This is a genomic window from Mesorhizobium sp. Cs1321R2N1, from assembly GCF_037179725.1.
Lineage (GTDB): Bacteria > Pseudomonadota > Alphaproteobacteria > Rhizobiales > Rhizobiaceae > Mesorhizobium > Mesorhizobium salmacidum.
On the sequence record NZ_JAPYKP010000083.1, the window covers coordinates 1 to 24,038 of the forward strand.

Below are 24,038 nucleotides of genomic sequence, written 5' to 3' on the forward strand. Positions count from 1 at the left end.
CCGGAACGCAGCGCCCGCGTCATGTGGAACGCCGCCGGCCTCGAGCGCCCAACCCGGCACGGTCGGCGACGGCGGAGCAGGATTGGCGGTCGCTGGATCAAGGCGAATCATAATTTTGAGGGTAAATGCCGCGTGCGCTTTGCACCACAATTTTCACGCCAAAACGCACAGCCTGTCGGCGACACAAAACGAACGATAATGTTGCATTATCATTCGTATTTGCGTAGGCCGGAAACTTAAGGTAGAAACAAGTGAAAAGGTAGATTTCAGGAGCTTCTCGTGTCCCTCAACATCAAGAACCCAGCCACCGTCGCTCTTGCCGACGAACTCGCGCGCCGCCAAGGTATCACCAAGACAGCCGCCATTCATCAGGCCCTGAGCGAACGCCTGCATCGCTTGGGCTTCGGTGAAGCCGGACAGGAGCGTCTGCTCGCAGAATTGCACGCCATCCGAGAAAGAGTAGCGCGTTTGCCTGAACTGGACAGGCGGAGCGACGAGGAGATCATCGGCTATGACGACGAAGGAATTCCGAACTGATGGTGATCGATACCTCCGCTGTCGTCGCGATCCTTGGCAGTGAGCCTGAGGCAGCAAAGCTGGAAAGAGCGCTGGTTTCCGACCAGATCCGCTTGGTCCCGGCAACATGCGTGCTCGAGGCACGCATGGTTTTGGTGAGCCGGCGCGGCGAGCACGCGTTGGCCGAGATCGATCTGTGGCTCCGCAAGATCGAGGCCGACATCATTCCAGTCGAGTCCGAGTTGGTTGATCTGGCAACGCAAGCTTGGCTGTCCTACGGCAAGGGCCGACATCCCGCGGCACTGAATTTTGCTGATTGCTTCTCTTACGCTTTGGCAAAGCGTGCAGACGAGCCACTGCTTTTCATCGGCAAGGATTTCTGCCAGACCGATATTCAGGCGGCATGAGGATGGCGGGGAACGGTCGAACCTCATCTGCGGCTTCCGGAGACGACGATCTTCCCGATATTGTCGACCTGGTCATGGCGATGGGCCGCGCCGACGATGAGGCATCGCATGAACTCCCCTCCCCTGCCCTGCCGGTGGCTGACACGGCTCCACGCCTGCCCGCGCATCTGGAGCGGCTCGCCGACCGCGCCCGCGACTACGTCGAGGCGGCAAGCTCTGCCAACACGCGGCGTGCCTACGCCTCCGACTGGAAGCATTTTGGCGCCTGGTGCCGCCGGCAAAATCTCGAGGTGCTGCCCGACCCGCAGACTGTTGGCCTCTACATCACCGCTTGTGCTTCAGGGGCAGTGTCGGGCGACAAGACGCCGAACTCAGTCAGCACGATCGAACGGCGTCTGTCCTCGCTGGCTTGGAATTTCACCCAGCGCGGCCAACCGCTGGACCGAAAGGATCGGCATATTGCTACCGTGCTCGCAGGCATCCGCAACACCCATGCCTCCCCTCCCCGGCAGAAGGAAGCGATCCTCCCCGAGAATCTGATCGCCATGCTGGAAACACTCGATCGCGGCACGCTGCGGGGATTGCGCGACCGCACGATCTTGCTGCTCGGTTTTGCCGGCGGGCTGCGCCGCTCGGAAATCGTCGGCCTTGACGTTTCGCGCGATCAGACCGAGGACGCCCGCGGCTGGGTGGAATTCTTTTCCGACAAGGGCATTCTGGTGATGCTGCGCGGCAAAACCGGCTGGCGCGAAGTCGAGATCGGCCGCGGCTCCTCCGAGGCAACCTGCCCGGTCGTAGCGCTGCAGACGTGGCTCAAGCTGGCACGCATCGCTCATGGGCCGCTGTTCCGCCGCGTTTCCGGGCGAGGCAAAGCCGTCGGCGCCGATCGGTTGAATGACCAAGAGGTCGCGCGCTTGGTCAAGCGTACCGCCCTCGCCGCCGGCGTCCGCGGCGATCTGTCGGAAGGCGAACGCGGCCTGAAATTCGCCGGGCATTCATTGCGCGCCGGCCTCGCCTCCTCGGCCGAGGTTGACGAGCGCTACGTGCAAAAGCAACTTGGCCACGCCTCGGCCGAGATGACCCGCAAATACCAGCGCCGGCGCGATCGGTTTCGCGTCAACCTAACCAAGGCAAGCGGGCTGTAGCGTTGAAAGTCCCCTCCCCTCCCCTGGCCGACCACAAGAGTGAATTCCCGACGGGGTCGCTCAGCCGTTCGCGTGATCAGTTTTAATGATGGGAAATGGTGCGGTAGCGGCCGACTTCTCGGGTCAGCCATGGCTGAGGGCAACGACGTTCTAGCAAACCGCGCCTCCGGCAATCTCCTCTCCTTTCTGCGTTGTCATCTTGCCGAATGGCTCGCATGGAACTGGTGGCGTCTTCGTTGGGAACCCCGCTCGAATGCCAGAGATTGGCCTTACGCCCACCGCCTTGCGACCATTGGCTGCGGACTCACTGATTTGAATCTACACGTAAAAGCCCTCGCCTTGCTAAGACCCGAAAAGACGCCGATCCCAGTACACCGGCTGATGCAGGCTGGCCTGGATCGAAGGAAATTCCCGATGAGCGGGATTTATGAGCACGTTATGATCGAGGCGTGCAACCACGCTCGGCACCAGCAGAATGGCACTGCGCTTTTCCAAGCACCATCGTTTGCCGAATTCCTTGCTAACCGTGGCCGGCATCGCGTCCCAACCGGGTAGCGCGGGCGCTGAGAAGACTTCATAGGTGGTTCCGTGGGGGATGGTGATTCCGACGTAATGCTGATTGGGCGGCAGGCGGCCGCTGCCGTGCACCAGCTTTTCCAGGACGGCGGTCGAATAGTGCTCGCTCGAGTAGATGACCGGGCTGCCCGATGTATTCCAGCGCCCTGGCGCTATGGTCGAACCCGTCGCGTCGAAGATGGGGTAGGCACCTTCAGGATCGCCAACGCGAAAAGCCGACAGCGTGCGGTCAAGAACCTGTGCCGTCACGCAGCGCTGCCGTATTTCAGGCTCGCGAGTATGTCGAGGACCATCTCGGCACCGAACTCGTTCTGGATGACCACGTCGATTGGACGCTTGTCCTCCAGCATGGCGTGGCTGCGAAACAGGAAATCTCGCGCCTCGTCTTCCCTTTGCCATACTTCGAGTGCCAGATTCCACACCCGTGCGACCCGTGCGACCCGCGTTCCCTCCTCCGAGGACAGGCGCAATTGGCCCTTCTTGCGGCGGTCATAGGTCGCCTTGGGAACAAGGCGGTACTTGAACTGCGAGTCGTTTGGCGAGACGAACTGAGACACACGTTCAAGGGTGGCGAAGGGCAAGCCCTCTTCAATGCGTGAGATTAGGCCAAAAGGAGACAGCGCCGCCGTCCCCCTAATCGGCAGACCAAGCACATCAGCGACATTTGCAAGGGCTAGCATGACAATCTCCATTCCAGATGAGACATTATATAGCCTCACATGAGGCGCAGAACAAGAAGCGCCCTGATCGATCAATCCCAGCCCTTCCGCTTCATGCTGAGCCGCAGAGCCTCGCTGATTTCGGCAGACTTGGAGCTGCCGGTCAATTCATCCCTTCGCGCGGTTTCTTTCCCGAGCGATTTTCCGGCGTTCTGGCTGGCCTTGGCATCAAGCCTTGCGCGCAGCAGCGCCATGACCATCGGCCACACCGAAAACTGACCGTTGCGAGCCCGATCCGTCAGGTTCCTGAGATAGCCGCCCTGACTGTTGATCTGATCGGTTCGCTGCAGCATTGCGGCTATCGTAATGGCAGCCTTTTCAGGCCCCATCACCTGGACCGCTTCCTGCCATGCGCTGGGGCTGACCCCCATATGCGGCCGGGCCAGTTCGGCCGCCGCGACAAAGTCACGCCAGGTTCGAATCTGGGCGCCGCGGGCCATGTTCAGGATTTCCGGGCAGGCGTCCAGCACCATCCCCAGGGGCAAGTCCCGTTTGGGCAGGCTGCGCACATTGTCATCTCGCTCGGCGCTGCTGCTCGCTTCTTTCTGCAGTCTTAAGCCGTGTTCAGTTTCATCGGTAGAATGAGAGTCTGGATTTGAATTCTGTATGTGGCGCTCAGAATGGGACTCATTGGCGTTCAAATCTTGTGATTTGACGAATGTTTCCAACAGCTGATGCACTTCGGCCCAGATGTTCTCCAACTCATCGGCCACCGCCTCCAGCAACTGGCGCGAGGCTGTCCGAGGCAACCGACCGACGGCCGCCTCATATCGCGTCTGAAACCGGCGCCAATCGCCCGGGACCTCCTCATTGAGCCCTGCGTCGATCATCTTGACGATGTCGCGCCGGCAGATGGTCAGACGCTCCTTGACCAGCCTGTAGGCCTTCCGCTCGGCTTGAACGGCGGCGGCCAGTTGTTTGAATTCGTCAGCGCGCGCCACGATCGGCGCCAGGTCGAAGCCATAGGCCTGCTCGATCTCCCCGCCCTCCCCCTTGCGGGCAAAGCGCTTGCCGTTCGGGCTGTCGCGACGGATCACCAGGCCGCATGTCACAAGGACCGATAGATGGCGCCTGAGCGTCGCCGAGGACATGCCATTGGCGCGCCGGATCAGCTGCTCGTTGGAGGGGAATACGACCAGCCCCCCCTCCCCCGACAGCTGGTCCTCGCGGTGAAACGACAAGAGCGCATTGAGTATCGCCAGCGAACGATCGGTCGCGCCAATGGCGTCCCTGGCCTCTGTGATGTCTCGAAAGGCCTGCCATTTGGGCACAGCCGTCGTTCGGTCGATCGCCTTTGCACCTGCCTGGCTTGCCATTTGCGCAAGCGTCATCGGCCGCCGCCCAAAGGGCGTCGTAGAGATATGCGTAACCATTTTCCCTCTGCCTCTAGTCAGGCAAAAGAAATCTGCTCGCCAAACGACGCCCAATAACACTTGACAGTGATTCGCGGATTTGCGATTCTCGGCTTGCTACAGACCTGAGAAGGGCTTCCGTGACGGTGACGTTCGGGGGCCTTTTTCTTTTGCGGATTAGTCTCCTGTTGTCTTCCTGGTTTCAGACTCTCGGAACGCCTCGAACAGCTCCTCGAGCCTGCCGGCAATAAAAGCACCGAAAGCCGAAGCCTCCTTGGATTTCAAAGCCAGCGTGAACACCTTCCCGGTATCGGCAATCCTTGCCTTTACGGAATTGTCTTTTGCAGCCCAGGCCCTTTCGCGCGGCCGCGACGGCGCTGATTTCGCACCCTTGCCGCTTGCCGCCAGCAGCTCATAAAGCGCCTGGAAACGCGCGTCGCTGCCGGCGTGTTGGAATTGGCTGGACTGGACATGCTCGTCGGCTCTGGCGGCATTGGCCGGATGCGCCATGAGCTTGGCCAATTGCCACCAGCGGTCACGGCCGATCCCCTTGGCCGCGCCGATCGCCATTATGATGGATTCGGAGACGTTGCTGGAGACCGACCGCATCTTTGACAATGTCGTATCGTCAAGCGCCAAGGCCGATTTCACGATGTCGGCCGCATAGCCCTGCTTGAGAAGGCGCTCAGCAAACAGCGTCCGCTCGATAAAGGATAGGTTGGCGCGGGCGGCATTCTCCTGGCCCTGGGCGACGACGTGGTCGCGGTCGTCCAGTTGCTTGACGACGGCTCGCACCGGCCGCCGCAACGCACGTGCAACCTTTACGCGCCGGTGCCCAAACACCGTCTGGTAGCGCCCGGGGGAGGATGGATGCGGCCTGACCAGGATGGGGGAATCCTGTCCGCGCTCCTGGATCGCGCGCATCAGTTCGGAGAATTCCTGCTCGTCATCGCCAATGCGGTCCGACACGAACGAGGTGTCGACGAGCTCGGGGTCCAGATCGACAACCGAGCTTTTCGACAGCTCTTCGAAGGACTGCATGATGGATCGCGACGCGCCGCGAACGGCGTAGCTCGACACGTCTCTCGTTTGCTCCACGGCAGCGGAGCCCATCACGCTATCGAATATGTCCTTGCGTGCCATTCAGCCCTCCCCCAAATCAGCTACCGGCCTGATTTTGTGGACGAAAACATGCGTTTTTACCGCAGTAAAACTCAATGCCATCACCCCCTGCCCCACGCGCGATGGACGAGAGACACGATTTCGGAATTGACCGCATCGAGCGATTCCATCGCCCGATCGTAGGTCGTGCGCGTGAAAGACGATTTCTCGACCTCGTAGAGTGTCTGCTTGGTCAGTCCGGCATCCGATATGGCGGTCGACTTCAGCATCGGATGCTCAAGGATCTGGCCGGCCAGCATCGATTGCATGAACCCCACCATCTGGGCCTGCGGGATGTCGGTGGGCTCGTAACGGGTGATCAGATAACGGAACCAGTCGAGTTGGATCTCCGCTCCGGCTCCCTTGATGGTTTTCAGGATGCCGCCCAGCATCAGCAGAAACTGGCTCATGGACATGAGATCGAGCATTTGCGGGTGAACAGTAATCAGCACCGATGTCGCCGCCGACATGGCGGTCAAGGTCAGATAGCCGAGCTGCGGGGGACAGTCGACGACCACCACGTCATAGCGGTCGTCGACGTCGCTCAGGGCCTTGGCAATACGCAAGAAGAACTGGCGGCCGGCATTGGATGATTTGTCCTGCATCGCCAATGGCGTGTCGTATTCATATTCCTGGAGCTCGAGATTTGCAGGAACAATGTCGAGGCCCGGGAAATTCGTGGGGACAATGACGTCGGCGATGGACCTGCGCTCCGGATCGTAGCGGATTGCTTCATAGAGCGAGAGGTTCTGGTCGAGTTCCGGCTGGAAGCCGTGGAGTGCAGACAAAGATGCCTGCGGATCGAGATCTATGGCAAGGACGCGATGGCCGGTAAGCGCCAGGTGCTGGGCGAGGTGAGCCGCGGTCGTGGTTTTGCCGCTGCCTCCCTTGAAATTGACAACCGCGATGACCTGCAGCTTGTCGGCGGGCTTGCGATGAGGGACGTATTTCTTGACCTCCGTCCTGCCATGCTGGTCGAGAAAGTGGCGAAGCTCCAGCATCTGACCAGCCGTATAGGAGCGTCGACCCGACTGCGCTTGTTCGGGCAGGGGGCCCTTGCCTTCGAGATGGAGCCGTTTCAGATTGTTTTGCGAAACACCGAGGTAATGCGCAACCTCGGCCATGGAGAACGTCCGCAGGGTCTTCGTCGCGTTGGGGGGAAACTTCTCCATGCGAAGCTGATTGAGCCGACGCGATATCTCCGCCCCGTGTTCGAGGATCTTCTCGTCAAACTCGAAGCTGGGCAGCCGCATTGCGATATTCATACTTCCGGGAACCTGAATTGGCGCTTTTTGCTGGAAAACGGACCAGCAACCGCCATTAAGCTCCGATTCGCCAGCCCGGGCAAGGAGTTTTGGGTTAAGAGAAGGTTAACGCCCCGTTCGGGTCAACACGGCGCAAAAACGCCTGCCCAAGAAAGCTAACACGCTGTTTCAATACATATTTTTGCGCAAATTTACGGCAGTAAAATACAGGCCGGGGATGTTGCCACCGCTGTCGCCCACGCCGGGGGAGGTAGACAGGCCGTCATTCGATCCAGGAAGCCGTTTGGGGCCGGCCGAGATATCTATGCATGCAGGCAAAGGGGTGTCAGTCACCTTACGCCGTTGCCAAGGCGGCCAAGCACGTCGATCAGGAGCAGCCCTGCGTCTACGGCGAGCAGCGCAATCTCTTGCGCATGACAGCGACCTGTCTGAACCGTCTTTCCTTTGACGACATGAAGCGCCGTGACGGCTGCCAGATTGCCGCCGCGCTGGTCCCACTCAATTGGTTCTGGATACGCGATGCCCTGCCGGCGCTGGCTTCTGATCGCGTCAGCGACGTTTGCTCTTGAGAGACGACCGTCGGCGGCCAGCGCGTGAATGGCGGCTAACACGGTTTTGGTCGCGTCGTATTTGAGTTCGCGCCATAGTTCTGGAGGTCCGAAGCGTTGCGCATAATCCGTGCGAACGCGCCGGCGACGTGGCCTTTCTCCGGACAGCCGGAAAGAACAAGGACGCCCTCCCCCTGCTCTGCCGCGCCGCCTGCTGGGCGAAGGAAATTGGCAACGTCCCAGCAGCCGTCGCCGATGGCCAGAAGCCGCTTGTCGCCGGCGGCGCCCATGGCACGCAGGAGCGGAGCGCCTTCATAAATGCCGCCATAGAAGATCAGATCGGCCTGTGATGGAAATCCGGACACCAGGTAGGGGAATTCCCTGTGGCCTTCATCGACGCTGGGGAACGCGCTCACCACGCCGCCGGCTTTCACGAATTCGGTCGCGAACTGGTGGCTCATGTTCCGGCCATAGACGGTATCGGTGGCGACGATCACTGCCGCGCGTTTTGCCAGCTTGCGGGACACGTAGCTTGCGATGGCGGCGGCCCGTCTCGTCATCGCGGTTTGTGAACACGTACGTCAATCCGGATTCCGTTAGCTTGGATTCGACACGATCGGTGTGATGAGCGTCAGCCGCGCCGTGTCATAGGCCGGCGCCGCGCCCAGGCGATGACCGGCCCAAGGGGATAAAGGATCTGGCGATGCGTTCGCCTTGTGCCTCCTCACACGTGGAGTCGCGGCGACAGCCTCGATGGACAAGTTGCTGCTGTCCGCATCATTGGCTTCATCTACAGCCGTCTGGACGGCGTTGGCGATCGCGGCCCAAGCAGCCCAGCATCGCCCGAAAGGGGTGTCGCGATGCCCGAGTCTCGATCGGAACATTCTGTTAGTCGACCGCGAGTTCTGCCCGGGCCTTGTTTGATCTCCTGGATGGTCGAGCGGAGCCGGTGAAAAGCAGGCCGCTAACAGAAAGGATCACGAGGAGCGCCCCAGTCGCCATCCACATTGACGGGACCTCGCCGAGAAAGGCCCAGCCGAGCAACACAGCGATGATGGGGTTGACGAAGGTGTAAGTCGCTACCAGGGTTGGCGTGACTTTGCGCAAGAGCCAGATGTAAGCCGCAAAGGCAATCACCGTTCCGGCGACGGTGAGGTATGCCCATCCAGCGATCGACCACCCCGTGATCGAGTAGGGGTGAACAAGGCTCACTTCGCCGTTGGCCGCACCGACAACCGCCAGTGCAGCAGCGCCGGCCCACAATTCGATAACGGACATCACCAGTGGGCTGCTGGACGTTGGGGACTGTTCGGAGACGACCGTTCCGATGCTCCAGGACAGGGACGCACCAAGCAGCAAGAAAATGTCGATCAGGTGCACCGCACCAATTCCGCCAGCACCTTCCTCCCAGGCTATCAGCGCAACTCCAACGACACCGGGGGCAAGAAAGCTCAGTGCCAACGGGCTTGGCCGATTGGGACGTCCGAGGCCTGTCTGAAGCGCCGCAATCCACAACGGGATGGTCGCGAGCATGACTGCGGCCAGGCCCGTTGGAACACGCTGTTGAACGTTGGCAAGGATGCCGTGGCACCCCACGAAGAACAGCAATCCGCACACGATGCCGTAAAGCAGGGACTTCCTAGACGGGGCCTTCGCACCCGAGGCCGCGGCAACGACGAAAAGGATTAGGCCGCCCACCATGCAGCGTGCTGCCATCAGCAGAAATGGCGGCAGTGATTGCAGCGCCAGCGCCAAAGCCAGATAGGTCGAGCCCCAGATGAGGTAGATGGCGCCGAAGGCAGCGATCAGGAGAAAACTTGCGCTGGGGAGCTTCATCGGCGTAAAACCTCTTATGAGGTTAGAATTCGGAGACCGCGCTTGGGTTCCCCGCAGATCCTGAAAAAGCGACAGCCGGCCTCTGTCGCGAAGGAGGATCTGGCCATCCGCTTTGTCAACACGGTTGCCTGGCGCCTGCGGCAAGCCGCCGAGGAGCGGCTTCCTACGCCCGCGGCACTCCTGGATTGGCTTGATGAGAACGGCGTGCGCATTTCCAACGATCCTGCTGAACTCACGCCGGAAAGGGGAGGGGACCTCCAACGGGCCCAAACCGCATATGGAAGCGCCATAGCGCTGCGCGAGACGATCTACGAACTCCTGGTGGCACAGATCAGAAATGTCAGTCCCGCTGCCGACCACGTCCAGGCGTTCAATCGATTTCTGCATCACAGGCCAGCCGCTTTGCTGGAATGGCGAGCCGGCAAATTCGGCTGGCACGGCTCGCATCCAGATGAACTCGATTTTTGCACACCGATCGCGATCTCCGCGGCTGAACTCATGACCGGCCCCCGGGCAGGGCGGGTCAAGCAATGTGGGGACGATCGAGGCTGCGGCTGGCTGTTCGTCGATGAGAGCCGGGCGCAAAACCGGCGGTGGTGTTCCATGGGAGACTGCGGCAACCGCGCCAAGGCGTCGCGCCATTACGCCAGGATCCGCGAGACCAGAAACGCGAAATGACGACATGTCAGCCATCCACAGGTGGTGGTGTACAATCAGGTCGCCCTGAAGCACCAACACTGTCACGACATCAACTGTGGCGGGCCGTTCGCCATCCTTGAGTGACAGGACACCACCTGGCATCCAGGTTTTCAGGAGGAGTGTAAGGTCGTATCCTTAGGGCATCCTACCGACCCACCCCGATCGCCGACCCAAGTCAATGTCCGGGGCCGCTCAAGTGGCGTGAAGGATCCGGAACTGCGCTGGGTTGCCTGGGGTTCTTTCGACGATTTGAATTGGCGCAGCAGTCCATTGCCAAACAGCTGCGCCTGGTGTGCGGAAGAACTGGATTTTGCCGCGGGTGCCTTCAACTCTTAAGCGCGGCCATGACTCGGCTATGCTGTTCCGCTCAATTCCGTGGGACCGCATCGCATCGGCAAGGACGGCGATCGTGTCGTAGCCTTCCAAGGCAACGAAGGAGGGCGCCTCTCCCAACTTCTCGCGGAGTGCCCTTTGGACGTATGAACCTAGCGCGCTGAGGTGCTCGGGTCGGTAGCGCAGGAACGGGATCGCAGCGCTATCCTCACCAAGCAATGTGGCCCATTCAGCGAATTCTGGTTGTCCGGCTGGAGCGCCGATCTTGATCGTGGCGAGGCGCCTGTCGTTGCGAACTGACTTGACGATTGAGATTGCTGGCTCCGGATCACCTACCAGAAGAAGAAGCACTGTTGCACGATGGTCGACGAGTTTATCGCACAAAGATGAGGGGTCGAGTGAGCTCATGCTGATTTCCGATAAGGACCCGCCTCGTGAGTGAACGTGATCCCGCAGAATGTGAGCGCCAGACGCCCAGTAGACACTTTGCTGCGACGCAACTGCGATCCGATGATGGCCGGCGCGCGAGAGGAAGTCTGCATATATTTGCCATCCGCGGGACTGCGGCGGTGCAAGGCGCGCGACCCATTTCGTCGATTGTTCCGTAAGCCTGTCGAGTACCGCCGACGAGCAGAGAAACGGGACGCCAAGCTCGTCGGCCCTGGTAGCCGCAGCGCGAGCAACGACACTGTGATACTCTCCCGCTAGCGCAACCACGCCCAAGCGAGCCAGTTCATCCACCGCCGCGACAGCCTTCTTCGGATCAGCGGCCGTGTCTCGGACAACAAGCTCAAGCGGTTTGCCGGCGACGCCGCCGGCGCCGTTGATTTCGCTGGCGGCAAGCTCAAGGCCGGCAAGCAAGTGTCTGCCTGCCTGAACCCAGCCGGGCCGAGTTAAAGGAGCGAGTGCGCCGATCCTAATCGTCGCTTCCTCGGAGCGCCCAGGCCGCGATACAGTAGATGGCATACGTTCCAAGTCCCCAGCTTTACCAACGCTGACATCACCCCGCTACAGCGCACATGCGTCGGCCGATAGAGACAGTCGGAACCACCTCCAACAATCTGTACCCTCGACGCAAACGATACAGTGCCCCTGGATGCCCAGATGAGCTTGAAGCAGCTCTTTGGCGGACTGGCTGCGGGCCGCCGGCGGGCACTTTTTTCCGCGTAGCCCACGCTACTTCCGATGTGCCAGGCGATAGCGCGCTGCCTTGGCGCGGTTGCCGCAACTGTCCATCGAGCACCAGCGTCTCGGTTTTGATCGGCTATCGTTGATGAAGAAGCCGCCGCATTTGTCAGCCTCACATTGCCGGATGTCGTTTCCTGACGGGAACAGCACCAGCATGGCTGCGGCTGCAGCTGATCGTCGCAGGGGCAGGTAAATCGCTTGGTTTGTCGACGCGGATGTGACGTTCAGGATTTGGCCAAGGCCAGCCGAGCCTCCCGCCTGCGCTATCGCTTTATGGATGTCGCGCAAGGCGTTGCGTTTCGGCGCGAGACCACGGCCAAGGTTTTGCGCCGTCACATTGAGCCACGATTTGAGGGCCGCGCGTAGCTTTAGCACCTCAAGATGCACATCGCAGGCGACGCGTTGGTGATTTAGGGCGAGACGCTTGAGGACCCGCCCTTCATTTTCCGACAGCAACAGGGCCGGAATGCAAAAGACCAGCAGGTCTTGGTAGCTTGGAATGAAATCGATCTCATCTCCGTCGCGCCAGTGCAATGTGTTGGCAAGATCAAGTGCGGGCGCGCCACCCAGCATGCGCATGGGTCCGAGCGGCGAGACATAGGTCCGGACAAATTCGGTTGATTCCATCACCGCCAGTATGTAACCTCCTAAACAGTTACTCAAGAGGGCAGGGAGGGTCAATGAAGAAGGCTCTGCTGACATTGCTGGCGTGGTTTGCGTTTGCGGTCACGGCACATGCAAATGACGATGTGCTTTATCGCTCAAGCGTCATTGTCACCGGAGATCGGGAGGAAACGCGCGTCCCCTCCATTCCAGAGGGTTTCGAACTGGCAGCGCAAAAGCTGACCGGAAATCCCGACATCGCGCAAAACCCGGCCTTCGCTTCGCTGGCGACCGGAGCGCCTGGCATGGTTTGGTCCTACACCTACCATGATCGCATGTTCGGCACTCCAATTCACGATGAGCAGGGCACGCGCGATCGCCCTTTTGATCTCACATTCCAGTTTGACCGGAAGCGGATGGACCATGCGATGGCGGTGCTGGGCGAGAAGCCATGGCTAGGAGCGCGCCCAAAGCTGGCGCTCGTCGTCGAAGTGACCGACATGGCGCGCAGCTATGTACTGGCCGCCGATGGCGTCCACGGATCGGACCTGCGCGCAAGCTTTGAAGATGCTTCGGCGCGCTTCGCGATACCGATCATATTCGCGAACGAGGCCGATCTCTCGGCGCTGGCGCAGGAAAACCTTGATGCACTCCCTCTTGAGACGCTGGCCAGCCTAAAATCCAGGTTGGGCGCTGACGCGATCTTGGTCGGTCATCTCGATTGGGAAACCAAGGAGCCGGGCTGGCATGCGGTTTGGAGCCTGCCATTTAGTCCAGAAGATACCAAGTGGGAGGTCGGCGGCGTAAATTTCGATGCCGCCTTCCGCAACGCAATCGGAGGTGCCGCCAAGCGCTTACGACCGACCCAATAGTTCGGGTGCCATGACATTGCGGGAGGGAGTGCATCGCCACTGCGTTGCGAGGCTCGTGCGGGAGATCGGACCCCGGACGCGAGGTGCGACAGGCCGGGCCTAAACGGCTCCCAAGGGGGAGGGCACCGGCCGCGAAGCAACGCCGAGGCGAGATGATGTCATTGGCCCCCCGCCCTTTGTCGTGCTAGCCATCTGCAACCAGCCCTGCAGGGCCCCGATACCACCGCAGGCTCGGTCGCCTTCACCCAGCTTATTGCGGTCCCCACGCCACTGGGTTATTTTAGCAGTTGTGGGAACAGCATCTGCCATCGATCGCGGGTGCGACCTTGCCGTCTCGGCAGATTGTGAAGTCTTTAACAGACCAGGTGTCGCAAGCCGCGTCTTGTGCACCCCAGGTCATGAGCAGTTAAGGATGCGCCATGCTGCGATGTTTTGCGTTCATTGCGGCCCTGATGCTCGCGAGCTTCACGGCGTTCCAAGCTTGTGCCGATCGAAGGGTGGCCCTTGTCATCGGCAATTCCGAATACCGCGAAATTCCCGCCCTCAAGAATCCGGACAAGGATGCCGAGGACGTGTCGAGCACCTTTCGGCTGGCTGGATTCGACGTGTTCGTCGCCAAGGATCTCACCAAGATCGAATTCGAAAAACAGTTCCGCAACTACCTCGCGGCGGCGGACGGTGCCGATCTGGCGATCGTGTATTATTCCGGCCACGGCTTTCAGATCGGCGGTGAAAATTTCCTGATCCCCGTCGATGCATCGCTCAAGAACGCGGCCGACATTGAGGTTCAGGCCGTCAAGCTCGATGATGTGCTGCAGCAGTTGAGGACGAAATCGAAGATCGAGGTGATCATCCTCGACGCCTGCCGCAACAATCCGTTTCCGCGCAAAGACTATTGGTTGCGAGACCAGCTCATCGTCGCTGGCAACACCGGCCTTGCGCAGGTTAAAAGTTCGCTGAACACGCTTATAGCCTTCGCCACCGAGCCCGGTGCTGTCGCTTATGACGGAAGTGGCGACCTCAGTCCATTTTCCTCCGCCTTCTCCCGCCGCGCGCTGGCGCCGAACCAGGAGATACGCTCGGTCATGGCGGCCGTCCGCCGGGATGTGGTGGAGGCTACGGCCGGAAAGCAGGTGCCTTGGGAAAACTCGTCGCTGATCGACGAGGTCGTCCTCATGCGTCGCGCCAACCGGCCTGCACTGCCGCCCGTGTTGGAAAAGGTCGTACCGTCCGGCGTCGGGCCTGTCGCGCTCGACCTGCCGGAGCCGGTCGATGTCGATGGCGGTGCGGTCACCGTCAGCATCGACAGGCAGCCGGCGCTAGGGCGTCTGATCTTGGATGGCAAGGCGGTTGCGGCGGGGGAGCCGATTGCCGGCAAGGATCTCCCGCGATTGCGAATGGACGTCCCCAAAGGTGCCGGGGCCCAGGAACAAGTCGACATGCTGGCCTATTCAACGCACGACAATTGGGGAGGTGAATCCCGGGGCATCCTGGTGTTCCGGGTCAAGAATGGTGAGGGTGCCGAGGGCAAGCAACTTATAGCCTCGCTCGAGTCCCAGCAGAAGCAGCAAGCAGTGGAACGCGGTATTCATATTGCGGGCGCCGCCGAAGCAATCGAAAACCATGAGGTCCAGATTGCGGTAGGCGTCGGCCCGGTTCCGTTGCAGCTCGATTTCCCAACTACGGATCCGGCGGTCAGCCTGAAACTTGCAGGCTATCCGGCAACGGGAACGCTGTCGCTGCCGGATCGGACCTTGTCACCGGATTCGAGCCTGATGGCCAATGAAGTCGACCACTTGCGCTACGAACCCCAGATCGGCTCCGTCCAGCCACTGATCGTCGGCTTTGAAATCAGGGCCGACAACACGTCATCAAAGCCGGCGACGATGAAGCTGTCGCCAAGCGTCGACCCCTGCGACAGGGAGGCCGGTGAGCCTCTTGACCTGCAGGGCGTCGTCCCCGGCCTGCTGCCGAACGAAATCAGCAACAACGCCGCGGAGGTTTGCCGGGCGGCGGTGAAAGCCTATCCGGACGTCGCCCGCTTCCACTACCAACTCGGCCGGGCACTGCTTGCCGCCGGGAAGGTCAATGAGGCCTTGAAGGCGATCCAGGAGGCTGCCGATAAGGGGCATGTGCGCGCAGTGTTCGAGCTTGGCTACCTCAACGCGACGGGAACGGGAATGCCCGTCAATCGCAAGCAGGCCAATACCTTTTATGCTGCAGCGTCCGACAAGGGCGACCCCTATGGCATGACCTCGTGGGGTCGCGCTTTGTTCAACGGCTATGGCGTCGAGCGTGATACCGCCAAAGGGCTGGACCTGCTGCTCAAGGCGGCGGCGATGGGGCACACTTATGCCATGAACGATCTCGCTGCCATCTTCACCGAAGGCCGTAATGGCGTGCCTGCCGATGCAGCTCGCGCCGTGGCTTTCCTCAAGGCTGGCGTCGAGCGGCAGGACATGTATTCGATGAACCTGCTCGGCCGCAATTACCTCGCCGGCACGGGTGTCGAGAAGGACCCCAAGACAGCGCTCTCGCTTTTTCAGAAATCGATGGATCTTGGCCAGCCCTATGCTCCCGGCAGCCTAGCGCGCATGTACAGGGACGGTGTCGGCGTGCAGCAGGATCTTGCAGAAGCGCAAAGGTTGTTCGAGCTGGCGACGGCGCGCGGCGACCAGTCGGCTGCGTATGATCGCGCAGCTCTGGAGATGCAAAGGGGTGAACAGGCGGACCAGGCCTTGGCGGTGCGCTACCTTGCTTTCGCGGCCGCGCTCGATCTTCGCAACGAAATTCCCGATGCCAGGAATACGCTGTCGAAATTTGGCTCCAGGGTGAAGACGGCGGCCCTGAAGCAAATGCGTGGGGAATTGAAATCGAAGATTTCGGCGAACGGTTCGTTGGACGATCAACTGGTCAGGACGGCCAGGGCGGTCTGGGAGCAAGCCAATCCGCGCCGGGACGTGTTCTGACAACATGGAGGCAACAAGATGGGCTGGGCATTAAAACAGGTAATCGTCGCAACGGTCCTATCCCTCACGGTGGCAGGGTGCACGACCATTGCACCCCCGCTCGAACCGACGACGACGAAACATCGTACGAACTCTGTTCGCACGACGACCGCGCCAAAGGTGGTCAAGCAGAAAAATGTGACCGCCAAGAAACTGCTTACGCCGATCAAGACCGAGACCACCCCAGTCATTGCGCCCTTGGGCGGCGGTGGCGCTGGCGGTAGTGGCGGTAGTGGCGGTAGTAGTGGTGGTGGCGGTGGCTGGGGGGGATAGCGCCTCTACAGCGCACGACGCGGTGCAGGGCTATCGTAGGCCACAACGCGCTGGAACTGCTCGCCAAGCAGGAACAAGTGCTCTATGGTTGCGGCGTGCCGTTAGCGGGATCGGGTTGCCTGGCGGGGGCGTTCCATGTTCGAAGTCATTGCATTCTGGCAAGCGCGAGCAAAAGCGCGGCGTGCTGGCCTGATCATCGTAGCCATATTGGAATTGCTGGTCCTTGGACCGCGGACAGCGAGTGCCGCGCCGAACTGGACGCTCGATCCCGACGCTTCGGTGCTTACCTATCAGTCGGTCAAGAAAAACACGATCGTCGAGACCAACAAGATCAGGAATATCACCGGCACGCTGAATTCCGCCGGTGATGCCAAGATCAGCTTCGATCTCAATTCCGTCGACACGGGCGTCGACCTCCGCAACGTGCGCATGCGATTCCTGTTCTTCGAAACATTCAAGTACCCGACGGCCGAACTGAGGGCAAAGGTGGACCCGGCTGCATTTGCCGACTTGCCGGCCAAACGCCGGATCAAGGCAACTTTGCCGTTCCGGCTCAGTCTACACGGAGTCGATAAGGACCTGGAGGCGAGCGTCGTCGTCACCATGATCAGCGACACCCAGGTCTCGGTTGCTTCCGAGGCTCCCGTTGCGGTGCATGTGGAGGACTTTGGCCTGCTGCCGAACGTCGACAAGCTGCAGCAGGCCGCTAATGTGACGAACATAGTGCCCACTGCCTCGGTGTCCTTCGACTTCGTCTTTGTTGCTGAGGGCAGCAAGCCGGCCGCCGTGCAGACAGTCGCGGCCAGCGGCACCGAATCCGGTCCCGTGGCCACCGACGCCGCGAAAGCCAACTTCAGCGACGAGGAGTGCCTCAACCGGTTTGCAGTGTTATCGCGCACCGGAGCCATCTATTTCCGTCCAGCCAGCGCCAGACTCGATGCCAAGAGCCGTCCGTTGCTCGCCGAGGTTGAGGGTGTCGTCGGCAAATGCCCGACCCTGAATGTGGAAGTCGCGGGCTACACTGACGCGGATGGTTCGCCAGAGGCAAACAAAGCGCTCTCCGAACGGCGCGCCCAGGCGGTTGCCGATGCTTTGGTCGCCGATGGCGTGCAGCGCCGCCAGATCAGTGCCACCGGCTATGGCGAGGACCGGCCGGTTGCGGCCAACGACACGCCAAAGAACAAGGCACTCAATCGGCGCATCGAATTCTCCGCCACGAAGCTCGCGAACTGAGGTCGGGGTGGGCTCCCGTCCATTCGCGTTTTGCGCTGGCTTGTTTCGCGGCGCTGGCCTTGTGGCGGTTGTCTTGCTTTTGACTTTGACCGCCGCGACTGCCGAGCGCCGTGTCGCGCTGGTGCTCGGCAACTCGCAATATCAGCACGCCGCGCCGCTCGCCAATCCGGTGCGCGATGCCCAGGCCATGGCCGAGCGCCTGCAGAACCTTGGCTTCGATGTGGTCTCCGGCTTCGACCTGACCAAGCAGCAGACGCAGGCCACGGTCGCCCAGTTCGCAAAGCAGGTGCGCGGCGCCGATGTCGCGCTTTTCTTCTATGCCGGACATGGCTTGCAGGTTTCAGGCAAGAACTACCTGCTTCCGGTCGATGCCGCGCTCGAGGATGAAACGTCGCTCGACTTTGAGGCCGTGTCCGTCGATTTCGTTTTGCGTCAGATGTCTCGCGAGACCAGCGTAAGGTTGGTGTTTCTGGACGCATGCCGGGACAATCCCTTGGCCGATGTGCTGACTAAGACCGCGGGCATCAAAGGTGCAAGCAGCGGCCTTGCGGAAATCGCGATCGAAAATGGGGGCGCGGGAACGCTCGTTGCGTTCGCTGCCAGTCCCAACCAGCTCGCCTATGATGGGTCGGGCGACCACTCGCCCTTCACGACGGCATTGCTTCAGCACATTGGGGAATCCAATGTCTCCATCACCGAAGCGATGAACAGGGTGACCAGCGACGTCTTCAAGGCGACGGCCGGCAGGCAACGCCCCTGGGCCAATGTTTCCTTGACCACCGAGGTTGTCCTGCACAAGGTCGATCTCAACGCGCCGCTGATCGTCGGGCAGTCGAGCACCCCGCCGGCTGAAGCCAGCTCCGGGACGCGCAAAACCGGCGGGTCGTCGGCCCAGGATGACGATCAGCTTGCGCTCGATGTTCTCCGTGCGAAGATCCCGAAACTGGCCACCGACGGCCCCATCTTTTTCGATCGTCCCGTCAAGTTCGGGGAGCCCGCGATCGACGGCAAGAGCATCGCCCAACTGATCAAGGGCGAACCGCTGTTCAGTCCGGTGGAAGGTCTCGACAAGTCGGTCTGGGAAGGCAAGCACTGCGATAGCTGCCATGAGTGGAATGAGGCCCGGCTCTGCGAGCAGGCGAAGAATTTCGCTGCCAACGACGTCTCGGTCCTGCGGCTGCAGCATCCGCTCGGTACCCGATTCAAGGTCGCGCTGGCCAGATGGGCGCAAGGCGGCTGCCGGTGATGCTGGGCTGCTGCCGGCGCCGGCGAAGGCGAGCAGGGGAGGCGAATGCCGTTAGGCCTCCATCTCCACCATCTGGATGCCCATCTCGACAAAGGCGGAAAGCAAGGTAAACCGGTCCGCCAGCGCGGCGCGGGCCAGTCCAGCGAGGATCGCGGCATTGACGGCATGGGCGGCAGGAAATCCGCTCGATTCCATTTTGAGGGTCGGGTCACGCCATACTGCTGCCAGAGCGATCCAGGCGGCCGGCGTTGCCGGCGGCAGGTCCAAGGACTTGCTCAAGACGGATTGATGGTGGGGGTTGTCAGGTTCGCCGACGCGGGCATGAACAAGCGCCAGCAAATCGAGATCCCGGTTCCCGAGGAGCTCGGCGACATTCCTCAGGCATTCATGTCCCCACCAGACGGCGGCTCGCTCGGGGAGGAGGTAGGCACAGAACGTGACTGCTTCTTCCGGGACTCGCCCGGCAAGCAGATTACGGCAAAAATCAAGCGGCGGCTGACCGGTGGCCAGCGATTTCATGTCCCTGGCGATGGCGGGACAAGCAAGAAACAGATCCCGTGCCGTTCTGTATCCGAGTTCGTTAGCCATGGCTGCCCAACCTGAAAGCCAGCAGACAAACACTCAAGCCTGTGGCCGAGCGCCGGTCAAGCGTCAGCCTTTAACGGGTGGCGGACAGGAGCAAATTGCGTTTGTCCACAGACAATCGCTTCCCGATTTGATATGGTAGCGGCCAGCGAAATCCGCTCGAACAGGAGTGACGGTCATGCGATTGGGCAGTTCAGCCTTGGCATTGGTGGCCATGCTTCTTACGACGCACGTATCCGCCGATCCGCTTCAGAAGTCGGAAGACATCGTGAAGTTCTTCGCCGGCCAGCCCGGCAATCTGGGTGCTTCGCGCGGGATCTGCGTCGGCACGGAGGAAGAGTGCAAGAGCAAGGCCGAGAAGACTGGCTCAACCTCCCAAAAGGCCGGCCTCGACATGATGATCAATTTCGCCCTTGATTCCGCGCAACTCGACCAGGTTGCGCGCACCGAACTTGATGAGTTCGCCAAGGCGCTGAAGGACAATCGGCTGAGCACGTTCAGCTTTGTCGTCGAAGGTCATACCGATGCAACTGGCTCGGACCGCTATAACCAGGAACTTTCGCAGCGAAGGGCGCGGTCGGTGGCGGCCTTCCTGACGGCCAACGGCGTAGAATCTGCCAGACTGGAAGCAATCGGCCTCGGCAAATCGCATCCGCGCGTCGCCAATCCTTATGATCCAGTCAACCGCCGCGTGGAGATGCGCGTCAGGACCGAGTAGGCTGTCGCCAACAGGCGAGCATTTACAGCGATATGCATTAGCCTGGCTGAAACGCCCCTTGGATCGAATTGACCAGCGCCGTTATGGCCTGCTTGTATTTTTCGAACCCCGGTGATGTCTGTCGGATTTCGGTCGTGGTCGTGGCCGGCTGGCCCGCGTCTGTCGCCACGCGCAGCACTTTTCGACCCATCTTCCGCTCGGCCCAGTCAATGACATAGCCAGCGGTCTTGCCGAGGAGGAAAGGATTGGCCTCGATCACCGCTGACCCCAGAACGGCGCTCAGTTGCGACGAGCCGGACGCAGCCAGCACCTGGTGCGCGCCTTCCATGCCAAGGAAGTGGCAGAGGTAAAGGCGCCCTGCGGTTATCTGGTGGCCGCGCGCGCGCAGATAAGCCTCGCCTTCGCGCGCGAGGTTGCGCACCATCTCACGCGACAGCGTCACGTCGTAGCGAAGCGCAAGCAGGTCAGCGGTCGAGAGCGAACGGGCAAGATCGGGGCGATAGGTGTTCATCATCCGGATCCAGGTCTTGGTGATGAACTGGCCAGCGCCGGTGGCTGATGAGTTGGGGTTCTTGGCGCGGGCGCTGCCGCCGCTTTCGACATGCACGATACGGTCGGTTAACGTCTCGACGGCGGAATCGCCGGAGCTGCCGGAGCGGGCGTCAGCGCCGGCAGCAACCGTGGTGACCGTTCCGAGCGGATCGATTGCCTCGCCGTTTTGATAGAGTTCGAAATGCAGATGCGGTCCGGTCGAGAGCCCGGTCGTGCCAATATAGCCGATGACGTCGCCGGCCTTCACCTTGGTGCCGACGCCGCTGGCGATGGCGAATTTCTGCATATGCGCATAGCGTGTCTCGCGTCCGTTTGCATGGGCGATCTTGACCAGATTGCCATAGCTGCCGCCATCGCCTTGGAAGCTGATCTCGCCGTCGAAGGCCGCCATGATCGGCGTGCCGATCGGAGCCGCCCAGTCGACGCCTTTGTGGATTCGAACCGTGCCTAGGATGGGATGCTTACGCGGGCCGAAGGTCGAGGTCATGACCCCGCTCACCGGCGTGACCATGCCGTTGGCGATGGACAGCGAACGGACCTGATCATCGCCCGTCACGCAGGCATACTGGCCCTCGCTTTGCTGATAGACGAAGCAGTCGAGGTTCTTGTCCCTACCGAGGACACCGACGTAAAGCACCCGTCCGGATATCTCGCCTTGGCCGCGCGGGGTCTGCGAATAGATCAGCACCAGGCGCTGGTCCTCGGCGGCGAAGGCGTCCAGATCCTGTCCTCGCGACAGATACATGATCGCTTCGCCGATCACGCTGGTCGGCACCTTGTTGCGCGCCGCGGTCGAATAGATTGCGTCGAGCAGGCGGTATTGCCGCTTCGGCCCGCCCTGATCCGAGCTACCGGAATAGTTGAAGAGGTCCTCGCGAACCCAGGGATCGGCGCCTGAAACAAAGGGACCCGCGGCGCTGCGCGTCAGCGTACCGACATAAACATTCTTTGCGTAGACGGAGACCTGCATCAGCGACATGGCGGTGGTCTCGCGGTTGGGCCGGAAACCGCGCAAGGCGACCACAAAGCCGGGCTCCAACCCGTCGCGGTCGAACAGCGCTTTCAGCGCCTCGCCCGCAAGCCTGGCGTCATCCGCGGAGAAATGCGCGTCGAGCGCCACGCTTTCCAGGCTGCGGTCGTTGAGGACTTTCACGAAGGTGTCCTCTGTCGCCTCGAAACGCTGATATTCGCTGATGACGGTCGCGACGGTGGTGTTGTTCTCGATCGCGGTCTTAGCGAAGGCAGGGAGCGCTGCCTCGCCCTGGTCGATGGTCTCGCCCCAGCCGGCCTCGGGGTCGTCTGCATCGGCTTTAAGTGGCGAAGCTGGGGGCACCCCGCCTTCATCCGGCGTCGCCTGCAGGTCGTTCGCCAGATCATCTTCTTGCTCATTGGGTGCCACGGCAGGTGCGGCCGAGGTCGGCTGCTGATTCTCCGGTGCTGCAGCGGAGGGCTTCGGAGGTGCCTGCCGCTGCGCCTGGAAGAAGGCAAAATCCTCCTGCGTCGAGGGGATTGTCGTCATGAACTTCTCGCTGGCGCTCAGCATCACGTCGGACAGCATTTCGATCTGCGGCGAAGCCCCGGAACTGTCGAGTTCGGCCGGGCGCGCAATGGTGTGGCCCTTCGTGGCGGTCTCGTCATCGGGTGCCAGTGTGATCCACATCGGGTCACCGGCAAGGTCGATGATCGCCGGTACATAGACCGACGCGTCGGCGGGCACGTCTTCCATGCCTTCAACGGGATGCAGGTCCTCATTCTGGTCGCCGAACGACCACTCATCCTTGGTAAGATAGAAGCTGGTGGCGATGGTGATGACAGTGAGCGTAGCAACGCCGGCAAGGACGCGGCGCCAAAGTTTACGTCGGCGTTCCCTCTGGCGCGCCAGCTTCTTTTGTTTGAAGCTCGTGTCGATGCTGTGCGTCACGGGCTGCTTCCGGTCAGGAAATAGGTCCAGCGCACCTGCTCGAGCGTATCGACTTCGACGAATCGCGCCGCGATATGACCGCGCGGCCAGCACTCCTCGATGCCACGGATGGAAAAGCGGCGCCGATCGACGCACATTTCGGTCGATCCGTTGAGGATCGCATGGCCGAACACGTCGGTGGCGTAGAGGTAGATGTAGCGGTTGGTTAGTTCTTCGCGGATCACGTTCACGCACTGGTTGGCGCCGATGGTCCACCAGCCGTCGGTCTGGTCGGCATTGTCGACCTTCTGCCCGACTGCGAGGTTGACGACGTCGAGCGTCTGATTGCAGACGGTGAATTCGGCACGCGCCGTGCCGGTCGAGAGGATAGTGAACAGCACCGCACCGAACAGCGCGCAACCGGCCAGGCGGTCGGCCAGCAAGAATCGAAACCAGCTACGCTTTACGCGTGAGGGATGCTGGCAAATAGACAGCGAGCGACGCTCCATCGGCTTTTCATCTCTATCCGCCGAGCCGAAAATACTTGGCGGCGGCGGAGAATTGCGAGCCGTCGGCCTCGATCTCCTCCAGGATCTTTGGCAGAAGGTCGGAGGCCGGTGTCGGTCTCGAGAACATCGCGGCCTGGATATCGTGCGGTCCGGTGATCACCAGCATGATCTGCGGCAGGGGCTTGCCGGCCGCTTTGTCGGCGGCGCCCAGACCGATCGGGATGCTGAATGTCGCCTTGTCGGTTTGCGCCACCATGCGGTCATCGAGGTTGAAGGCGATGCCGCGGTGGTCGATCAGCATGACGTTGGAAACGAGCCCGCCATGCGTTGCCAGCGTGCCGCTGATCGGCGCGCCATCCGGCACCGATGTCCGGTCGAGAACGAGCCGCGGGCTATCCACCCGGTTGCGATCGAGAAAGCGCAGGAGCTTGGTCACTTCACACTGGGGCTGCTCGATCAGACGGACGCTGATGTCCGGCTCGAGATGGAACCTTGCCCGAAATTCATTGAGCAACTGCTCGAAGGGCTGCACGGCCGTCGCGAAGCCTTCGATAGCGACGGCGCTGGCGTCTTCGGATATCAGCGACGCGTAGAAACAGTCGCCGCCGCTGAAATCGCGCACCCATGAAGCGCGTTGCGCGGTCTCGTCGCCGGTCGTCGCCGGGGGGACCGCCGGCTTGGGCACATTCATCGCGATTTCGGTGTTTTCGGGCTGTGTGGTCACCGGTGGCGGTTGCTGGGACGACTGCGCCTTCTGCGTCGGCTCTGATGGCACGGTTGCTGGCGGCTGGGTG

The 24,038-nt window shown here is 61.2% G+C and carries 22 protein-coding genes and 1 pseudogene; 10 read left to right on the top strand and 13 right to left on the bottom strand.

Going from position 1 to position 24,038, the window contains the following annotated elements; translation table 11 throughout:
• Positions 1–279 precede the first annotated feature (279 nt).
• From O7A61_RS20015 to O7A61_RS20025, 3 genes are read left to right on the top strand one after another with little or no spacing between them, the layout of a single operon-like run.
• The gene (locus O7A61_RS20015; RefSeq protein ID WP_337131276.1) at positions 280–537 is read left to right on the top strand and encodes a type II toxin-antitoxin system VapB family antitoxin; all 258 of its coding nucleotides are present in this window, start codon (positions 280–282) and stop codon (positions 535–537) included.
• Positions 537–923: a type II toxin-antitoxin system VapC family toxin gene (locus O7A61_RS20020; RefSeq protein ID WP_337131277.1), complete on the top strand. Its 387-nt coding sequence runs from the start codon at positions 537–539 to the stop codon at positions 921–923. Before O7A61_RS20015 ends, O7A61_RS20020 begins: the two co-directional genes overlap by 1 nt.
• A gap of 2 nt (positions 924–925) precedes the next feature.
• Positions 926–2,068 (top strand): site-specific integrase, encoded by a 1,143-nt coding sequence (locus tag O7A61_RS20025; RefSeq protein WP_337131278.1) that lies wholly within the window; start codon positions 926–928, stop codon positions 2,066–2,068.
• A gap of 342 nt (positions 2,069–2,410) precedes the next feature.
• Here the strand turns inward: O7A61_RS20025 and O7A61_RS20030 are convergent, their stop codons facing one another.
• From O7A61_RS20030 to repA, 5 genes are all read right to left on the bottom strand, one after another.
• Positions 2,411–2,893, bottom strand: a complete 483-nt coding sequence (locus O7A61_RS20030) for an RES family NAD+ phosphorylase (protein ID WP_337131279.1) — start codon at positions 2,891–2,893, stop codon at positions 2,411–2,413.
• Positions 2,890–3,324 carry an antitoxin Xre-like helix-turn-helix domain-containing protein gene (locus O7A61_RS20035; protein ID WP_027143753.1) on the bottom strand — a complete coding sequence of 145 codons (435 nt, stop codon included), beginning with the start codon at positions 3,322–3,324 and terminating at the stop codon, positions 2,890–2,892. The genes O7A61_RS20030 and O7A61_RS20035 overlap by 4 nt, the downstream gene beginning before the upstream one ends.
• 71 nt (positions 3,325–3,395) lie before the next feature.
• On the bottom strand, positions 3,396–4,736 hold the full coding sequence (repC, locus tag O7A61_RS20040) for a plasmid replication protein RepC (protein WP_337131280.1): 1,341 nt from the start codon (positions 4,734–4,736) through the stop codon (positions 3,396–3,398).
• 156 nt (positions 4,737–4,892) lie between these two features.
• Positions 4,893–5,858 carry a plasmid partitioning protein RepB gene (gene repB / locus O7A61_RS20045; RefSeq protein WP_337131281.1) on the bottom strand — a complete coding sequence of 322 codons (966 nt, stop codon included), beginning with the start codon at positions 5,856–5,858 and terminating at the stop codon, positions 4,893–4,895.
• Positions 5,859–5,938: 80 nt separating this feature from the next.
• Entirely contained in the window at positions 5,939–7,141 is a 1,203-nt protein-coding gene (gene repA / locus O7A61_RS20050; RefSeq protein WP_337131282.1) for a plasmid partitioning protein RepA, read from the bottom strand.
• Positions 7,142–7,449: 308 nt separating this feature from the next.
• On the opposite strand from repA, the gene O7A61_RS20055 reads away from it, so the two are divergent.
• Positions 7,450–7,710 (top strand): hypothetical protein, encoded by a 261-nt coding sequence (locus O7A61_RS20055; RefSeq protein WP_337131283.1) that lies wholly within the window; start codon positions 7,450–7,452, stop codon positions 7,708–7,710.
• Positions 7,711–7,745: 35 nt separating this feature from the next.
• On the opposite strand, the gene O7A61_RS20060 is transcribed toward O7A61_RS20055, so the two are convergent.
• Positions 7,746–8,249, bottom strand: a complete 504-nt coding sequence (locus tag O7A61_RS20060) for a hypothetical protein (protein ID WP_337131284.1) — start codon at positions 8,247–8,249, stop codon at positions 7,746–7,748.
• Between the two features lie 328 nt (positions 8,250–8,577).
• Positions 8,578–9,525 carry an EamA family transporter gene (locus O7A61_RS20065; protein ID WP_337131285.1) on the bottom strand — a complete coding sequence of 316 codons (948 nt, stop codon included), beginning with the start codon at positions 9,523–9,525 and terminating at the stop codon, positions 8,578–8,580.
• Between the two features lie 42 nt (positions 9,526–9,567).
• On the opposite strand from O7A61_RS20065, the gene O7A61_RS20070 reads away from it, so the two are divergent.
• Complete coding sequence (locus tag O7A61_RS20070; protein ID WP_337131286.1) at positions 9,568–10,203, top strand: CGNR zinc finger domain-containing protein; 636 nt, start codon at positions 9,568–9,570, stop codon at positions 10,201–10,203.
• Positions 10,204–10,416: 213 nt separating this feature from the next.
• Here O7A61_RS20070 and O7A61_RS20075 read toward each other — a convergent pair whose 3' ends face one another.
• Both O7A61_RS20075 and O7A61_RS20080 read right to left on the bottom strand, forming a co-directional pair.
• The gene (locus O7A61_RS20075) at positions 10,417–11,523 is read right to left on the bottom strand and encodes an ABC transporter substrate-binding protein (protein WP_337131293.1); all 1,107 of its coding nucleotides are present in this window, start codon (positions 11,521–11,523) and stop codon (positions 10,417–10,419) included.
• A gap of 210 nt (positions 11,524–11,733) precedes the next feature.
• Positions 11,734–12,372 carry a CGNR zinc finger domain-containing protein gene (locus tag O7A61_RS20080; protein WP_337108431.1) on the bottom strand — a complete coding sequence of 213 codons (639 nt, stop codon included), beginning with the start codon at positions 12,370–12,372 and terminating at the stop codon, positions 11,734–11,736.
• A 53-nt stretch (positions 12,373–12,425) separates the two neighbouring features.
• Between O7A61_RS20080 and O7A61_RS20085 the strand changes: the two genes are divergently transcribed.
• From O7A61_RS20085 to O7A61_RS20100, 4 genes are all read left to right on the top strand, one after another.
• Positions 12,426–13,220, top strand: a complete 795-nt coding sequence (locus O7A61_RS20085) for a DUF2066 domain-containing protein (protein WP_051442660.1) — start codon at positions 12,426–12,428, stop codon at positions 13,218–13,220.
• A 419-nt stretch (positions 13,221–13,639) separates the two neighbouring features.
• Positions 13,640–16,189 (top strand): caspase family protein, encoded by a 2,550-nt coding sequence (locus tag O7A61_RS20090; protein WP_337131287.1) that lies wholly within the window; start codon positions 13,640–13,642, stop codon positions 16,187–16,189.
• 519 nt (positions 16,190–16,708) lie between these two features.
• Positions 16,709–17,734 (top strand): OmpA family protein, encoded by a 1,026-nt coding sequence (locus O7A61_RS20095; protein ID WP_337131288.1) that lies wholly within the window; start codon positions 16,709–16,711, stop codon positions 17,732–17,734.
• Between the two features lie 73 nt (positions 17,735–17,807).
• Positions 17,808–18,980, top strand: a complete 1,173-nt coding sequence (locus tag O7A61_RS20100; protein WP_337131289.1) for a caspase family protein — start codon at positions 17,808–17,810, stop codon at positions 18,978–18,980.
• A gap of 51 nt (positions 18,981–19,031) precedes the next feature.
• Here O7A61_RS20100 and O7A61_RS20105 read toward each other — a convergent pair whose 3' ends face one another.
• On the bottom strand, positions 19,032–19,568 hold the full coding sequence (locus O7A61_RS20105) for a DUF6931 family protein (protein ID WP_027143745.1): 537 nt from the start codon (positions 19,566–19,568) through the stop codon (positions 19,032–19,034).
• Between the two features lie 175 nt (positions 19,569–19,743).
• On the opposite strand from O7A61_RS20105, the gene O7A61_RS20110 reads away from it, so the two are divergent.
• Positions 19,744–20,283 (top strand): OmpA family protein, encoded by a 540-nt coding sequence (locus O7A61_RS20110; RefSeq protein ID WP_027143744.1) that lies wholly within the window; start codon positions 19,744–19,746, stop codon positions 20,281–20,283.
• A gap of 37 nt (positions 20,284–20,320) precedes the next feature.
• On the opposite strand, the gene O7A61_RS20115 is transcribed toward O7A61_RS20110, so the two are convergent.
• From O7A61_RS20115 to O7A61_RS20125, 3 genes and pseudogenes are all read right to left on the bottom strand, one after another.
• Entirely contained in the window at positions 20,321–22,756 is a 2,436-nt protein-coding gene (locus tag O7A61_RS20115; protein WP_337131290.1) for a M23 family metallopeptidase, read from the bottom strand.
• On the bottom strand, positions 22,753–23,244 hold the full coding sequence (locus O7A61_RS20120; RefSeq protein WP_337131292.1) for a DUF1036 domain-containing protein: 492 nt from the start codon (positions 23,242–23,244) through the stop codon (positions 22,753–22,755). Before O7A61_RS20120 ends, O7A61_RS20115 begins: the two co-directional genes overlap by 4 nt.
• A gap of 13 nt (positions 23,245–23,257) precedes the next feature.
• Positions 23,258–24,038 (bottom strand): annotated as a pseudogene (locus O7A61_RS20125) (serine/threonine-protein kinase); the annotation flags it as partial.

Excerpts from the sequence above, each read along its gene's own strand:
- O7A61_RS20020 (WP_337131277.1), top strand. The coding sequence starts at position 537 with ATGGTGATCGATACCTCCGCTGTCGTCGCGATCCTTGGCAGTGAGCCT.
- O7A61_RS20025 (WP_337131278.1), top strand. The coding sequence starts at position 926 with ATGGCGGGGAACGGTCGAACCTCATCTGCGGCTTCCGGAGACGACGAT.
- O7A61_RS20035 (WP_027143753.1), bottom strand. The coding sequence starts at position 3,324 with ATGCTAGCCCTTGCAAATGTCGCTGATGTGCTTGGTCTGCCGATTAGG.
- repC (WP_337131280.1), bottom strand. The coding sequence starts at position 4,736 with ATGGTTACGCATATCTCTACGACGCCCTTTGGGCGGCGGCCGATGACG.
- repB (WP_337131281.1), bottom strand. The coding sequence starts at position 5,858 with ATGGCACGCAAGGACATATTCGATAGCGTGATGGGCTCCGCTGCCGTG.
- repA (WP_337131282.1), bottom strand. The coding sequence starts at position 7,141 with ATGAATATCGCAATGCGGCTGCCCAGCTTCGAGTTTGACGAGAAGATC.
- O7A61_RS20055 (WP_337131283.1), top strand. The coding sequence starts at position 7,450 with ATGCAGGCAAAGGGGTGTCAGTCACCTTACGCCGTTGCCAAGGCGGCC.
- O7A61_RS20060 (WP_337131284.1), bottom strand. The coding sequence starts at position 8,249 with ATGACGAGACGGGCCGCCGCCATCGCAAGCTACGTGTCCCGCAAGCTG.
- O7A61_RS20065 (WP_337131285.1), bottom strand. The coding sequence starts at position 9,525 with ATGAAGCTCCCCAGCGCAAGTTTTCTCCTGATCGCTGCCTTCGGCGCC.
- O7A61_RS20075 (WP_337131293.1), bottom strand. The coding sequence starts at position 11,523 with ATGCCATCTACTGTATCGCGGCCTGGGCGCTCCGAGGAAGCGACGATT.
- O7A61_RS20080 (WP_337108431.1), bottom strand. The coding sequence starts at position 12,372 with ATGGAATCAACCGAATTTGTCCGGACCTATGTCTCGCCGCTCGGACCC.
- O7A61_RS20085 (WP_051442660.1), top strand. The coding sequence starts at position 12,426 with ATGAAGAAGGCTCTGCTGACATTGCTGGCGTGGTTTGCGTTTGCGGTC.
- O7A61_RS20090 (WP_337131287.1), top strand. The coding sequence starts at position 13,640 with ATGCTGCGATGTTTTGCGTTCATTGCGGCCCTGATGCTCGCGAGCTTC.
- O7A61_RS20105 (WP_027143745.1), bottom strand. The coding sequence starts at position 19,568 with ATGGCTAACGAACTCGGATACAGAACGGCACGGGATCTGTTTCTTGCT.
- O7A61_RS20110 (WP_027143744.1), top strand. The coding sequence starts at position 19,744 with ATGCGATTGGGCAGTTCAGCCTTGGCATTGGTGGCCATGCTTCTTACG.
- O7A61_RS20120 (WP_337131292.1), bottom strand. The coding sequence starts at position 23,244 with ATGGAGCGTCGCTCGCTGTCTATTTGCCAGCATCCCTCACGCGTAAAG.